The organism is Arthrobacter sp. Ms25, from assembly GCF_059090365.1.
On record NZ_JBNHFP010000003.1, the window covers coordinates 63660 to 77493 of the forward strand.

Consider the following 13834-nt stretch of genomic DNA (forward strand, 5'->3'; position numbering starts at 1 on the left):
GGCCGGGGACACCTGTCGGCGTGGAGAAGACATGGAAAATCCGCTGCGTGTCCTGGTCCAGGTAGATACACGGAATTCCGCCGCCTCGATTGAGGTCCGGGGTGCACTGACGGGCCGCAGCTGCGGCACCCTGTTGAACATCCTGCGGCACACGGCCACCCTGGGGGCCAACATCAGCGTCAACCTCACACGGGCAGTACGCATCGAGGCCGCAGCGCTGGAGGTACTCAGGGGCGCCGCGGGCGATGTCGAGCGTTCCGCGCCCGCCGGCCCGCCGCTGCGGGTCCGGATCGACCTTCCCCCCGAAGCCGGGACGAAGCCCGATCCAGGCGGTGCGGGAACCCTCGCCGCCCTAGGCAATGACGCCGCGCTGGAAATGATCCTGCACCGGGATGCCCGCGTCCTCGCCGGCCCGCAGAGCACCGACGCCCCGCAGACCGCCCTCCCCCGGGAATACGCTCCTCGGTGGCGCGTCCTCCCGGGCCGCCGCTCCTGACGGACCCTCCCGCCTTTCCTATTTGCCCGGTCCCGATCCTGTTGAACTTCCGCCCGGTTTTGTCAGTACGCTTATGAATTGGCACAATGGGTACTAGTTCTTTCAACGCACTCAGAATGCAACCAGCAGGAGGATCGCACGTGAAAGCAGTAACTTGGCAGGGAAAAAACTCCGTAAGCGTGGAGCAGGTTCCTGATCCCACCATCCAGGAACCCACCGACGCCATCATCCGGGTAACCTCCACCGCTGTGTGCGGTTCGGACCTCCACCTGTACGGCGTGCTCCTGCCGTACATGAAGCCGGGCGACATCCTCGGCCACGAAGCCATGGGCATCGTGGAAGAGGTCGGCTCCGCCGTCACCAGCCTGAAAAAGGGTGACCGTGTGGTGGTTCCATTCCAGATCGCCTGCGGCGAGTGCTTCATGTGCCGCCAGGGCCTGCAGACCCAGTGCGAGGTGACCCAGGTCCGCGAGAAGGGCTCCGGCGCCGCACTCTTCGGCTTCTCCGAGCTGTACGGCTCCGTTCCCGGCGGACAGGCCGAATACCTGCGGGTGCCGCTTGCTGACTACAACCCGATCAAGGTCGGCTCCGAACTCCCGGACCACCGCTACCTGTTCCTCTCCGACATCCTGCCCACCGCCTGGCAGGGCGTGCAGTACGCCAACGTGCCCGACGGCGGCACCCTCGCCGTCTACGGCCTGGGTCCGGTCGGCCAGTTCGCGGCCCGCATCGGCACCCACCTGGGCTACCGCGTCATTGGCGTCGACCCCGTGGAGGAGCGCCGGAAGCTGGCCTCCCAGTACGGCGTCGAGGCACTGGACCTGCACAAGGACGTGGCCGACGAGCTGCGCGAAATGACCGACGGCCGCGGTCCGGACTCCGTAGTGGATGCCGTCGGCATGGAAGCCCACGGCTCCCCTGCCGGCAAGGCCGCCCAGACCGCAGTGGGCCTGCTGCCGGACAAGCTGGCCCAGAAGGCCATGGAAACCGCCGGAACGGACCGCCTGTCAGCCCTCCACGGAGCCATCGATGCAGTGCGCCGCGGCGGCACCGTCTCGCTGAGCGGCGTCTACGGCGGCACGGCAAGCCCCATGAACCTGATGAGCATGTTCGACAAGCAGCTGAACCTGCGCATGGGCCAGTGCAACGTCAAGCGCTGGACGGATGACCTCATGCCGCTGGTCGAGGATCCCGCCGATCCGCTGGGCGTGACCAACCTGGTCACCCACCAGGCCTCCCTGGAGGACGCACCGGAGCTGTACGAGAAGTTCCAGAAGAAGGAAGACGGCTGCATCAAGGTCGTATTCCAGCCGGGTACCCAGAACTAGCCGGTACCGGCCCGCAGCAAGCCAGGACCCCGCCGCAAGGTGCGGGTCCTGGCTTCCTGCTTTAACTGCCTGCTTTAACTGCGGATACGCCCGGTCTCCCGCTGCGGAAGCCGCCGGAGATCCGGCGTGATGGTTCTCCCGTCGATTACCAGCCGTAGATAGGTGCAGAACGGCTGCCGCCGACGGTCGGTGGGGGAGCCGGGGTTCAGCAGCCGCATCCCTCCCGGCGTTACGGAATCCCACGGGATGTGGCTGTGCCCGAAGACCAGCAGGTCCGTGTCCGGGAATTCCGTGTCCATGCGTTCTTCGCGTTTCAGCGCCGGGCCCGTCTCATGCACGACGGCGAGCCGCACCTCCTCGACCGTCGCCCGGGCCACCAGCGGCAGCCGGGCCCGCAGCTGGGCGCCGTCGTTGTTGCCGTAGCAGGCGATGAGCCGCCTGGCACGGGTCGAGAGCTGGTCCAGCAGTTCCTCGTTCACCCAGTCGCCGGCATGGACCACAATGTCAGCGGCGTCAATGTCCGCCCACAGGACCTCGGGCAGCACTTTGGCGCGCTTGGGCAGATGCGTGTCCGAGAGCAGCAGGAGCGTGGTGGCCATGCGCTACTTCCGCAGGTTCCAGGCCCAGAGGATCAACGGCACCTGAAGCGGCAGCCGCAGGCTGTGGATGAGCTTCTCCTTCCCGCCGCCGCGGGGGCTGAAGGCACGCTGCAGCGCCGTGATGTGCCCCGAGATGAAAGCCACGAACATGGCCGCCGTGGCCGTTGCCGCCGCCCGCCGGGTGGCCGGCAGCAGCAGTCCAGCCGCGGCCGCACACTCAATGACTCCGCTGATGTGCGTCCACTGCCGCCGGGTCAGCACACCATATTTCCCCTCCGCATCGGTACTGATGCTGCGCGGAACCACCGCGTTGTAGAAGCGCGGGTTACGGAAGTGGTTGACGGCGCTGGTGGCCAGCAGGGCCGCCATGGCCGCCGCTGAGAGCGTCTGTCGGTTCATCGGGTTCCTTCGGTTGTGGGGACTGCCGCCTGCCGGGATGGCGTGGGCGGCACTTCTGCGGCGACGGCCGCGGCAATCGCGTCGGCTGCGCGGACCAGTGCCAGGTGGGAAAACGCCTGCGGGAAGTTTCCCGCCATGGTGGCGTTTTCCGCATCATATTCCTCGCTCAGCAGGCCCAGCTCGTTGGCGTACCCCACCAGCTGGTCCATCAGCCGCCGGGCCTCGGGCAGCCGGCCGGTATGGGCGTACTGTTCCACCAGCCAGAAGCTGCACGCCAGGAAAGGGTTCTCCCCCGCTGTCAGTCCGTCCACCCCGGTCCCGGTGGCATAGCGCAGCAGCAGCCCGGACCCGTTGAGCAGCTCCGATTCCAGCCGGCTTACCGTGCCCAGCATCTTTGCATCGTCGTAGGCAACGAAACCCACGTGCGGCAGCTGGAGCAGCGACGCGTCAACGGTGCCGCTGCCGTAGAACTGGGTGAAGGAGTTCATTCCGGGGTCCCAGCCGCGTTCCATCACCTCGTCCCGCAGGCCGTCCCGCAGGCCTTCCCAGACTTCGACGGGACCGTCCAGTCCGTAGGTCCTGGCGGCCTTGGCGGCCCGGTCGAAGGCCGCCCACATCATGACCCTCGAGTGGGTGAAATGCTGCGGTGTCCCCCGCATCTCCCAGATGCCGTGGTCCGGTTCCTCCAGGTGCTTTTCCAGGAAGGTCAGCAATGCCCGCTGCAGGGGCCAGGAAAAGTGGTCCTCCGGCACGCCCCGGTCCCGCAGCCGGTCCAGGGCCACCAGCACTTCGCCCACAACGTCCGCCTGGTACTGGCGCACCGCGCCGTTGCCGATCCGCACCGGCACAGCCGAGCCATAACCGGGAAACTGCGGAAGGATCTGCTCGGTAAGTTCCCGCCCGCCGTCCACCGCGTACAGGATCTGCAGGTCCTCCGGATCTCCGGCCACTGCGCGCAGGAGCCAGCTGCGCCACTGCAGGACCTCGTCCTCGTAACCGTGGGTCATCATGGCTTCGAGCGTGAGGGCTGCATCCCGCAGCCAGCAGTACCGGTAGTCCCAGTTCCGGTCCCCTCCCGCGGTCTCGGGCAGGGAAGTGGTGGGAGCCGCGACAATCCCGCCGGTGTCCTCGTGGGTCAGGGCCCGCAGGACCAGCAGGGAGCGGCGCACCGCATGTTCGTAGGGGACGTCCCGCAGGCAGCGGCGGCCCCAGTCCTGCCAGTAGGCGGTGGTCCGGGCGAGGGCGGCGCCCACATCCATCGGGGGCGGCACCGGGCGGTGCGAGGGGTACCAGGTGAGGTCCAGGTCCACGCACTCCCCGGCCCGGACCGTGAAAACGCCGACGTGGCGGTGGTTGTCCGCTTCCGGCAGGCTGGGGCCGCGGAGGACCAGCGCCCCGGGGCCCGCAATGGCTGAAACGTATTCGCCGTCGTCGTTCCGTCCCCGGAAAACCCAGGGAATGACCGTGCCGTAGTCAAAGCGGATTTCCAGTTCCTGCCGCATGTCCACGCTGCCGCCCAGGCCTTCGATCCGCCGGATCAGGGATGCCCGCCGGTCCTTCACCGGCATGAAATCCGTGACCCGGACCGCTCCGGTGGGCGTGTGCCAATGCGTGCGGAGCACGAAAGTGGATTCGACATAACCGCGGTGCGTGACGCGCGAAGCGGCATCTTCCGGAGCCAGCAGCCACCTGCCGTGGTCGCTGCTCCCCAGCAGCGCGCCGAACACCGACGGTGAATCGAAACGCGGAAGGCACAGCCAGTCCATGCTGCCGTTCCGCGAAATCAGGGCTCCGGTATGCAGATCGGAGACCAGCGCATAATCCTCGATGGGGGATGCCATGGCACTACTCAACCACACGGGTGGGCACCGGATGCCGGGCTCGTAGCGCAGCCGCGGCAATCACTGATTAGATTGGGGTGGCCCCGCGCCGAACTTCCGGCGGCGGGATCCGCACTGGATTAGGGAGCGGTATTGAAATACGCGTCAACCTCGAACATGTCTCTATCCGCGAAGGAGGTGCACGCGTGAGCGTGGTTGCCCCGCCTACCGACGAGCAGCGTGCCTATGCCCTGCGGCGCATGAAGATGCTGGCTACCGGTCTGCTGATCCTCCTGGCCGTCATCTTCCTCTTCTCCTTCGCCCTGCAGGACAGATACCCCTGGCTGGAATACGTGCGGGCCGCCGCGGAGGGCGGCATGGTCGGCGCCCTTGCCGACTGGTTCGCGGTGACCGCCCTGTTCAAGCATCCAATGGGGGTGAAGATCCCGCACACGGCCATCATCCCGGAAAAGAAGGACCAGATCGGGGCGTCCCTTGGCCAGTTCGTGGAAGAAAACTTCCTGGCCGAGGACATCATCCGGAACAAGCTCGACTCCATGCAGGTAGCTGCGAAGGCAGGGACCTGGCTGGCCCGCCCCGAGGGGGCCGAACGCGTGGCTACCGAGGGCGCCGCGGCGATCCGCGGAGCACTCCGGGTCCTCGACGACGATTCCGTCCGCGACGTCCTGGAATCGATGTTCCGCCGCCACGTGGTGGATCCGCAGTGGGGGCCTCCGGCCGGAAGGATGGCTCAGGCCATCTTCGAGGAGGGCCACCACCACCAGCTGGTGAACCTGATCGTGGACAGCCTCGCGGACTGGGTGCTGGCCAATCCGCAGGTGATCAGCCGGCTCGTGGCCGAGCGGTCGCCGTCGTGGGTGCCTGCGTTCGTGGATGACCTGGTGGGTGAGCGGGTCCAGATCCAGGCCGAAAAGTTCCTCATCGACGTGCAGGAGGATCCCAACCACCAGCTCCGCGTAGCCCTGGACAACTACCTCACGGGAGTGGCCCGGGACCTGCAGGAAGACCCCAAGACCATGGCCAAGGCCGATGCGGTCAAGGAACAGGTGCTGGACGATCCGCGCGTTCGGGACCTGATGACCTCCACCTGGACCACCATCAAAAACGCGCTCATGACGGCGGTGGACGACCCCGAGAGCGAGCTCACCCGCAACTTCAAGTCCGCACTGCAGGACTTCGGGACGCGGCTGATCAATGAGCCCGAACTCGCGGCCAAGGTGAACGGCTATGTGGCCGACGCCGCGGGCTATCTGGTCCGCACGTACAGCAAGGACATCGCCGGAGTCATCACGGAGACGGTGGAGCGCTGGGACGCGCAGGAAACTTCGGAGAAGATCGAGCTGCAGGTGGGAAAGGACCTCCAGTTCATCCGGATCAACGGCACGGTGGTTGGATCGCTGGCCGGGCTGGCGATTTTCACCGTTGCCACGGCGGTTTTCGGCTAGGCAGGTTCCAGATCCGCAAAAGGCCCGCCGGCATCATGCCGGCGGGCCTTTCTTTCCTTGAGGGGAAGCTGCCCTAGGCCGATTTCTCGATCTGGTCCAGTTCTCCGGCCAGCTGCCCGGGGATCGACGTCGGCGGCTCGCCGAAGGCTGCACGCGTCGCCTTGATGACGCCCTTGCCCATGGCATGGTTCCCGGCACCGCCGACGACGGCGCCAACACCCAGCGGCAGGGCCCGTCCCAGCAGGGCGGTGCCCTGGCGGGCCATGAAGCGCTTGAGGAACTGCTTGCGGATACGGCTGCCCACCGAGCCCATCAGGCCCGACGGCATGCTGCCCACGGTGCTGCCCCAGGTCTGCGCGGTACCGCGTCCGGCCAGCGACTGCATCATGGACGTTCCTTCTTCGCCCAGCATGATGGCCATGACCATGGTCCGGGACTTCTCCGGATCGGCCAGCCGCACTCCGTGCAGTTCAGCCACCGACTGTGCGTAGAGCGCAGTGGCTTCGAGGAAACCGACCGTTGCCGCAGCCGACAGGCCAAGGGCAGCCGCCGTGCCGACGCCCGGAACCACGGCGGTGGCACCGATGGCTGCACCGCCTCCCGTAACCGCGTTGAGGTAGTGCCGGTCCAGGATACTGATCAGTTCGGCCGCATTGGCGGACGGATTCTTGCGCTGCATCCTGCGGATGTTCGCCAGCACCAGGGGCCGCTGGACCTCCACGGCGCGCTCGATGGCCTTCACTACCTGCGGCTTGGGCTTGCCGTCCGGGCCGATGGTGGCTCGTCCAGCCAGTTTGGCTGCGGGATTGAAACTACGTCGCTTCACAGAACTCTCCTTGGGGAAATCCGGTACAGGCTTCGCACCTACGGTATTACGTCAACACCATCGGGGTTTGCCTAAAGCAAAGGGCGGGGTCCGGCGGAAAATTCCGCCGGGACCCCGCCCTCTAAATCAACACACCGCGTGAGCGGCGCGTCAGCACTACTTAGGCGCGGTTGCCGCTCTTGCGGGTGACGAAGCCGTAGATCACCAGAACGATGAGGGCGCCGACAATGGCAACGAGCCAGGTCTGGATGGACCAGAAGTTCTCGAGCGGAACATTGAACAGAAGCCCGCCGAGCCAGCCGCCCAGAAGAGCGCCGATAACACCCAGGATCAGGGTGGCAATCCAGCCGCCGCCCTGGCGACCCGGGAGGATCATCTTTGCAATTGCACCTGCGATGAGACCCAGAATAAGGAACGCAATGAAACCCATTTGATTCTCCTTGCTGTGTGAGTGACAGTGATTTTCAGCGTGGCCTTGTGGGCCGCGCTTTATTCCAGCCTACTTGATCAGCATGCTTAGTCTGTAGTTTGCGGGGAGTTTTCATCCGGCTGCGGTTGTGTTAGTTAATGCGGGCGCGCGTGGCTATTCCACCGCTACGGCGTGTCGGAAGCAAGGTATCGGCGAAGGAAAACCGCCACGTCAGAGATCTCCCGGGCGCCGATGGCGTGCCCCATTTGCGCATACGTCCGTGCCGTGAGGGCGGCGTTTTCCTCCAGCCATTCCCGGGTGTAATCGACCGCGTCGGTACTGATGACCCAGTCCTGCCGGTCCCGTCCCCAAAAGAACGGAACCCGGGACGGCAGCGGTTCCGCGGCAGCCAGGAGTTCATTGCGCGCAATCCAGCCGGACAGCCCTACAACGGCCCGGAAATCCCGCGGCCGCAGCCGCAGGAGCGTGCCCGCCATGGCCATCCCCTGCGAGAACCCTACGAGTGAGATTCCGGTGAAGTCCTCCTCCGCCCGGATCCGGTCCAGCCAGGCCAGCAGCATCAGGGCCGATTCCAGGACCTCGCTGGTGTCGGAGTTCAGCAGCGGGTCCAGCAGGAACCACCCGCTGGTTCCGCCCACGTCCAGCGGCCCCCGCACCGCAGCCCCCACCGCGGTAGGCGGCAGCGCCGGGAAGAGCCGTTCCATCGCCTGTTCCCCGGAACCATACCCGTGCAGCAGGACCACCAGTTCACGTCCCCGCCGTCGGCCGGGGGCCTCGGACCACGCCACGTTTTCCATCGGTTCAGCCTAGCGGTGCACGGCCGTTTGCAGGCTGCCGATGCAGCCCCGGCCGGAGCCCATTGCCACGGGCAGGGCACCAAAAGTAAAGTCGCATCAGCGAATAAGCGTGGCTGCCGCCCGCAGCGTATGCGGGGAGAAGCCACCACGACAGCCGGGAACCGCACCGCCACGCCGTTCCAACCCCAAACACCGGCCGGCCGCGGCAGGCCAGGCCTGGACGGATCCCCTTCATGATCCTCACCCTTACCGCAAACCCCAGCCTGGACCGAACCGTTTCCCTCCCCGGCGAGCTGATGCGGGGCGCCGTGCAGCGCGCCGTGTCAGCCGCAGAAGAACCCGGGGGCAAGGGCGTGAACGTGACCCGGGCACTCACGGTCTCCGGCGTCCGCTCCATCGCCGTGCTTCCCGGCGCCGACGCCGATCCGGTCATGGCCGGACTGCGGCTGGCCTCGGTTGAATACCTGAACCTGCCCATCGAGGCGCCGCTGCGGAGCAACATCACGCTCACGGAGCCGGACGGCACCACCACCAAGGTCAACGCCCCCGGCCCGCCGCTGAAACCGGCCGAGCAGGAAGCCCTCATTACCCTGCTGGTGGGAGCCTGCACCGCCGGCGGCGCCGGACCGGGGTCCTGGCTGGTGCTGGCAGGCTCACTGCCTCCCGAAGTGCCCCCGGACTTCTACGCTTCCGTGGCGCATGCAGTGAGGGACCGGCTCGGTTCTGCAGCGCCGCGCATAGCCATCGATTCCTCGGGTCCGCCCCTGATGGGGGCACTGCTCCACGGGGCGGCCCCGGACCTGCTCAAACCCAATGCGGAGGAACTCTGCGAGGCCACGGGGTTTTCCTCCGAAGCAGCCCTTGAAGCGGATCCCCTGCTGGCCGCGCGGGCCGCGGGAATGCTGATTGAACGCGGCGTCGGCGCCGTGCTTGCCACCCTCGGAGCCAAGGGCGCGCTCCTGGTCACCCCCGCCGGAAGCTGGCTGGCCACCCGTCCACCGGTGCGGGCCCGGTCGACCGTCGGCGCCGGGGATTCGGCCCTGGCCGGATACCTGCTGGCCGAGGTTGCCGGCGGAGCGCCGCCGGACTGCCTGCGCCAGGCCGTAGCCCACGGCGCTGCTGCGGCGTCGCTGCCCGGAACCACCGTTCCCACCCTCGCGGCAACCGATCCGGAAGCTGTCACGATCACCACCCTCAACGGCACCGGCGGAATCCCGCACAGTCCTGCAGCGGCCGAACGCGCCGCGGCTCCGCCGTCGTCGTCATCGAAGGAGGAAAGCTGATGTCGGACCTCATCACACCCGATCTGGTTACGTTGGACGAGAACCTCGGCACGGACAAAGGAACGGTCATCGGCCACCTGGCCCGGGGGGTGGCGGCGGCCGGCCGGGCGTCCAGCTACGAGGACCTTTACGCCGATGCCATGGCCCGGGAGTCGAAAACCGCCACCGGGGTGCCGGGGGGCATTGCGATTCCGCACTGCCGGTCCGCTGCCGTTACTCAGCCGACGCTTGCCATGGCCCGGATCCGCCCGGCCGTGGACTGGGGCGCCAAGGACGGTCCCGCGGACATTGTCTTCTTCATCGCCGCCCCGGAGGGTGCAGACCAGGAACACCTGCAGCTGCTCGCCAAGCTGGCGCGGTCCCTCATCCGCAAAGACTTCACCGCCTCGCTGCGCTCCGCTTCTTCCCCGGCGCAGATTGTGGAACTCGTGGACGGGGCGCTCGGGCTCGGCCCGTCGCCGGCAGGCGCCGGACGAGCGGGGGCAGCGGGGCAGGCCACCGGCGCCACGGCTGCCGGGGCCGCAGGTGCCGGAGCCGCAGGTGCCGGCGGAGCCACGGCCGCAGGTAGCGATGTCGGCTCCCGAAGCGGCGGGCAGCCGGGTGGAACGGACGACGGCGGCCACGGGGCAAATGCCCCCGCCTCCGAGGGCGGCACCGGGGCCACCGAAACGGATACCTCCAGGTCCCGCCACCTTGTTGCCGTCACGGCCTGCCCCACCGGCATTGCGCATACCTACATGGCGGCGGATTCCCTGGCCGCCGCGGCAGCCGAACGCGGGGTCGACCTGCAGGTGGAAACGCAGGGATCGGCCAAGTCCACTCCCCTGGACCCCAATGTCATCCGCAACGCGGAAGCGGTGATTTTCGCCGTCGACGTCGATGTCCGGGACAAGGGCCGCTTCGCGGGTAAGCCCGTGATCAGCGGCCCGGTGAAACGCGGGATCGACGAGCCGGGCGTCATGATCGACGAAGCCCTCAACGCGGTCAACGACCCCAACGCCCGGCGGGTGACCGGGGGCGGAGGCGGCGGCGGCGAGAATGAGGAAGGCTCCGGGTCCGGCGGGGAAGGGTTCGGCGGACAGCTCAAGCGGGCCCTGCTGACCGGCGTCAGCTACATGATTCCGTTCGTCGCCGGCGGCGGCCTGCTGATTGCCCTGGGCTTCCTGCTGGGCGGCTACGAGCTCTCCCTCTCGGTGGACGACGTCGCCAACGGCGACCGGATGCTCGACGGCACCTCGATCCTGAGCCCGCCCCCTGAAGGCGTCATCCCCTACCTCGGGGCCGTGTTCTGGAAAATCGGCAACCTCTCCCTGGCTTTCCTGGTGCCGGCGCTGGCCGGCTACATTGCCTATGCCCTGGCGGACCGGCCGGGCATAGCACCGGGCTTCACCGCCGGGTCCGTTGCGGTCTTCATGGATGCCGGCTTCATCGGCGGCATCATCGGCGGTCTGCTGGCCGGCTACGCCGCCCGGTGGATCGGCGGCTGGAACGTTCCGTCGTGGATGCGCGGGCTGATGCCGGTGGTCATCATTCCCCTCCTGGCATCCATCATCGCCTCCGGCCTGATGATGCTGGTCCTGGGCGGGCCCATTGCCGCTTTGACCCTGGGGCTGAACAACTGGCTGACGGGCCTCACGGGGGTCGCAGCCATCGGGCTGGGCATCATCCTGGGCCTGATGATGGGCTCGGATCTGGGCGGCCCGATCAACAAGGTGGCTTATGCGTTCGCGGTGGCCGGCCTCGGGGAAGGCAGCTTCGAGAACCAGGTGCCCTGGGAAATCATGGCGGCCGTCATGGCAGCCGGTATGGTCCCGCCGCTGGGAATGGCGTTTGCCTCCACAGTGCTGGCGAAAAACCAGTTCAGCATGGCCCTGCGCGAAAACGGCAAGGCTGCATGGCTGCTGGGTGCCGCCTTCATCTCGGAGGGCGCCATTCCGTTTGCCGCCTCCGACTTCTTCCGGGTTATTCCCTCCACCATGCTGGGCGGGGCGGTTGCCGGTGCCATCTGCATGGGAACCGGGGTAACCTCACAGGCACCCCACGGAGGAATCTTCGTCTTCTTCGCCATCGGAAACCTCCTGATGTTCATTGTCGCCATCCTGGCGGGGGCGGCAGTTACCGGCTTCGTCTACGTGGCCCTGAAGCGGTACGTGAAGCCCCGGAAGAAGGCGGAGGAACCTGCCATTGCGTAAGGCACTGCCGACGAAAAGGAAGGCTTAGATGATGCGGACCATCCAGGGAATCGGAGTCAGCGCCGGACGCGTCCTCGGCCTGTCGCGCCGGATGCCGCCTCCGGTACCCGAGCCCGACGCCGAGGCGAAACCCGCACCGGGCAGCACAGTGGACGGGGAGAAGGCCCGCCTCAAGGATGCCGCCGAAGCGGTCCGGCGTGACCTGCTGCACCGCGCGGAGACGACCTCGGGGGACGCCAAGGCCGTGTTGGACGCCACGGCCATGATGGCCTCCGACCCGATGCTGCTCAAAGCGGCCGGCAAACACATCAACGCGGGCATGGCAACGGACCGGGCCATCTGGGAGGCAGGCATGGAGGTGGCCGCAATGCTGCAAAGCCTGGGCGGCTACATGGCGGAACGGACCCAGGACGTACTCGATGTCCGCTCCCGGATTGTCGCCGAGCTGAACGGGCTGCCGGCTCCCGGGATTCCCGCCTCCGATGTCCCCTTCATCCTCACGGCAGTGGAACTGGCCCCGGCCGACACCGCCACACTGGATCCGGCAATGGTGATCGGGCTGGTCACCAGCGAGGGCGGGCCGCAGTCCCATACCGCCATCCTTGCCCGTTCCCTGGGCCTGCCGGCCGTGGTGGGAGCGCCCGGAGCGGACGGGGTTGCCGACGGGACGGAAATCTACCTCGACGGCAGTTCCGGAACCGTGGTGGTGGAACCCGGCGACGAGGAACGCGCCTCGGCACAGAAATACGCCTCGCGCTCGTCGCTTCCGGCATTCAACGGCACGGGAGCGACCGCCGACGGCTTTTCGGTGCCCCTGTTGGCCAATGTCGGTTCCGGAAAGGACGCACGTGCCGCCGCGGAAGCCGGCGCCGAGGGAATCGGCCTGCTGCGTACGGAATTCTGCTTCCTCGGCCGCGATACGGAACCCACCGTCGAGGAACAGGTGGCCGCATACGGGGCGGTCTTCGAAGCCTTCCCCGGCCGCAAGGTCGTCATCCGGACACTCGACGCCGGTGCGGACAAGCCGTTGCCGTTCCTGACGGACGCAACGGAGCCCAACCCGGCGCTGGGAGTCCGCGGCTACCGGACCGACTACGTCTCCCCCGGCGTCCTCGCCCGCCAGCTCGAAGCCATCGCGGCTGCTGCCGGCGCGCACACTGCCGATGTCTGGGTCATGGCGCCGATGATATCCACCGCCGAGGAAGCCGCCGACTTCGCCGTCATGTGCGCCGGAGCCGGGCTTGGCATGCCCGGCGTAATGGTGGAGGTACCGGCAGCGGCACTGATGTCCGAAGCCATCCTCTCCCGGGTGCGGTTCGCCAGCCTGGGCACCAATGACCTCACGCAGTACACCATGGCTTCGGACCGGCAGCTGGGTTCGCTGGCTTCCCTGAACGACCCCTGGCAGCCGGCAGTGCTGCAGCTGATTTCCGCCACCGTTGCCGGGGCAGCGCGCGCGACGGCCCTGGAGCCGGCCGCCGGCGCGAGGACAGTCGGGGTCTGCGGAGAGGCGGCGGCGGACCCGGCACTCGCCGTCGTTCTCGCCGGCATGGGCGTGAATACGCTGTCCATGACTCCCCGGGCGCTGTCCGGCGTCGGCACCGTCCTCGGATCCGTGACTCTGGAGGAGGCGAAGGAACTGGCCGCCAGGGCGTTGGCAGCACACTCCGCCGCTGAGGCACGGACGATTGTGCGCAGCCGCCTGCCCGTCCTCGAACAGCTCGGACTGTGACCGCAGGCCCGGACGAAGCCAGCAGCGCAAACCACGGAAGGAACCGAAATGGCAGAACGCAAAGCCACAGTGGCCAGTCGAGTTGGACTCCACGCCCGCCCTGCATCGATCTTTGCGGAAGCTGCGGCGGCCCAGCCCGTTGAAGTGACTATCGGCATGGAGGGCGATCCGGCGGAGGAGGCGATGGATGCCTCCAGCATGCTGTCCCTGATGAGCCTGGGCGCATCACACGGAGATGTTGTAGTGCTGCGGTCGGACGGGGAAGGGGCGGAAGCCGCCCTTGAGGAACTTGCGAAGATCCTCGAAACGGACCTGGACGCCACGTAGACAGACAAGAGGCGGGGCACTCATCCGTTCTATGAATGTCCCGCCCTTGCACGCCCGGCAATTGCCGGAAATGACGAAGCCAACGGCAGTTCCGTTGGCTTCGTTGCAACTTCACGCTGACCCCCCACAGGCAGCGGAC

13 protein-coding genes are annotated in these 13834 nt (G+C 67.3%); 7 read left to right on the top strand and 6 right to left on the bottom strand.

Annotated features, from left to right (window positions below; genetic code table 11):
• The first annotated feature begins 31 nt into the window (after window positions 1-31).
• Complete coding sequence (locus AC5RT8_RS08420; RefSeq protein ID WP_494095263.1) at window positions 32-496, top strand: hypothetical protein; 465 nt, start codon at window positions 32-34, stop codon at window positions 494-496.
• A gap of 140 nt (window positions 497-636) precedes the next feature.
• Window positions 637-1824, top strand: coding sequence for a zinc-dependent alcohol dehydrogenase (locus AC5RT8_RS08425; protein ID WP_494095264.1), 1188 nt, complete (start codon window positions 637-639; stop codon window positions 1822-1824).
• Window positions 1825-1898: 74 nt separating this feature from the next.
• On the opposite strand, the gene AC5RT8_RS08430 is transcribed toward AC5RT8_RS08425, so the two are convergent.
• From AC5RT8_RS08430 to AC5RT8_RS08440, 3 genes are read right to left on the bottom strand one after another with little or no spacing between them, the layout of a single operon-like run.
• On the bottom strand, window positions 1899-2423 hold the full coding sequence (locus tag AC5RT8_RS08430; RefSeq protein ID WP_494095265.1) for a metallophosphoesterase family protein: 525 nt from the start codon (window positions 2421-2423) through the stop codon (window positions 1899-1901).
• Between the two features lie 3 nt (window positions 2424-2426).
• Window positions 2427-2822, bottom strand: a complete 396-nt coding sequence (locus AC5RT8_RS08435) for a DoxX-related protein (RefSeq protein ID WP_494095266.1) — start codon at window positions 2820-2822, stop codon at window positions 2427-2429.
• Window positions 2819-4681: a glycoside hydrolase family 15 protein gene (locus AC5RT8_RS08440; protein ID WP_494095267.1), complete on the bottom strand. Its 1863-nt coding sequence runs from the start codon at window positions 4679-4681 to the stop codon at window positions 2819-2821. Before AC5RT8_RS08440 ends, AC5RT8_RS08435 begins: the two co-directional genes overlap by 4 nt.
• A gap of 221 nt (window positions 4682-4902) precedes the next feature.
• Between AC5RT8_RS08440 and AC5RT8_RS08445 the strand changes: the two genes are divergently transcribed.
• Entirely contained in the window at window positions 4903-6108 is a 1206-nt protein-coding gene (locus AC5RT8_RS08445) for a DUF445 domain-containing protein (RefSeq protein ID WP_494095838.1), read from the top strand.
• A gap of 73 nt (window positions 6109-6181) precedes the next feature.
• On the opposite strand, the gene AC5RT8_RS08450 is transcribed toward AC5RT8_RS08445, so the two are convergent.
• The 3 genes from AC5RT8_RS08450 to AC5RT8_RS08460 form a co-directional block, all read right to left on the bottom strand.
• Window positions 6182-6934: a hypothetical protein gene (locus AC5RT8_RS08450; RefSeq protein WP_494095268.1), complete on the bottom strand. Its 753-nt coding sequence runs from the start codon at window positions 6932-6934 to the stop codon at window positions 6182-6184.
• A 160-nt stretch (window positions 6935-7094) separates the two neighbouring features.
• On the bottom strand, window positions 7095-7364 hold the full coding sequence (locus AC5RT8_RS08455; protein ID WP_494095269.1) for a GlsB/YeaQ/YmgE family stress response membrane protein: 270 nt from the start codon (window positions 7362-7364) through the stop codon (window positions 7095-7097).
• 164 nt (window positions 7365-7528) lie between these two features.
• Entirely contained in the window at window positions 7529-8161 is a 633-nt protein-coding gene (locus AC5RT8_RS08460) for an alpha/beta hydrolase (RefSeq protein WP_494095270.1), read from the bottom strand.
• A 233-nt stretch (window positions 8162-8394) separates the two neighbouring features.
• Here AC5RT8_RS08460 and AC5RT8_RS08465 point away from each other — a divergent pair, with 233 nt between their 5' ends.
• The 4 genes from AC5RT8_RS08465 to AC5RT8_RS08480 are packed head-to-tail and all read left to right on the top strand — an operon-like array spanning window position 8395 to window position 13695.
• Window positions 8395-9444, top strand: coding sequence for a 1-phosphofructokinase family hexose kinase (locus tag AC5RT8_RS08465; protein ID WP_494095271.1), 1050 nt, complete (start codon window positions 8395-8397; stop codon window positions 9442-9444).
• The gene (locus tag AC5RT8_RS08470; RefSeq protein WP_494095272.1) at window positions 9444-11636 is read left to right on the top strand and encodes a PTS fructose transporter subunit IIABC; all 2193 of its coding nucleotides are present in this window, start codon (window positions 9444-9446) and stop codon (window positions 11634-11636) included. The genes AC5RT8_RS08465 and AC5RT8_RS08470 overlap by 1 nt, the downstream gene beginning before the upstream one ends.
• Window positions 11637-11667: 31 nt before the next feature.
• Window positions 11668-13368, top strand: a complete 1701-nt coding sequence (gene ptsP, locus AC5RT8_RS08475; RefSeq protein WP_494095839.1) for a phosphoenolpyruvate--protein phosphotransferase — start codon at window positions 11668-11670, stop codon at window positions 13366-13368.
• A gap of 48 nt (window positions 13369-13416) precedes the next feature.
• Window positions 13417-13695: an HPr family phosphocarrier protein gene (locus AC5RT8_RS08480; protein ID WP_494095273.1), complete on the top strand. Its 279-nt coding sequence runs from the start codon at window positions 13417-13419 to the stop codon at window positions 13693-13695.
• The last annotated feature ends 139 nt before the right edge of the window (window positions 13696-13834 follow it).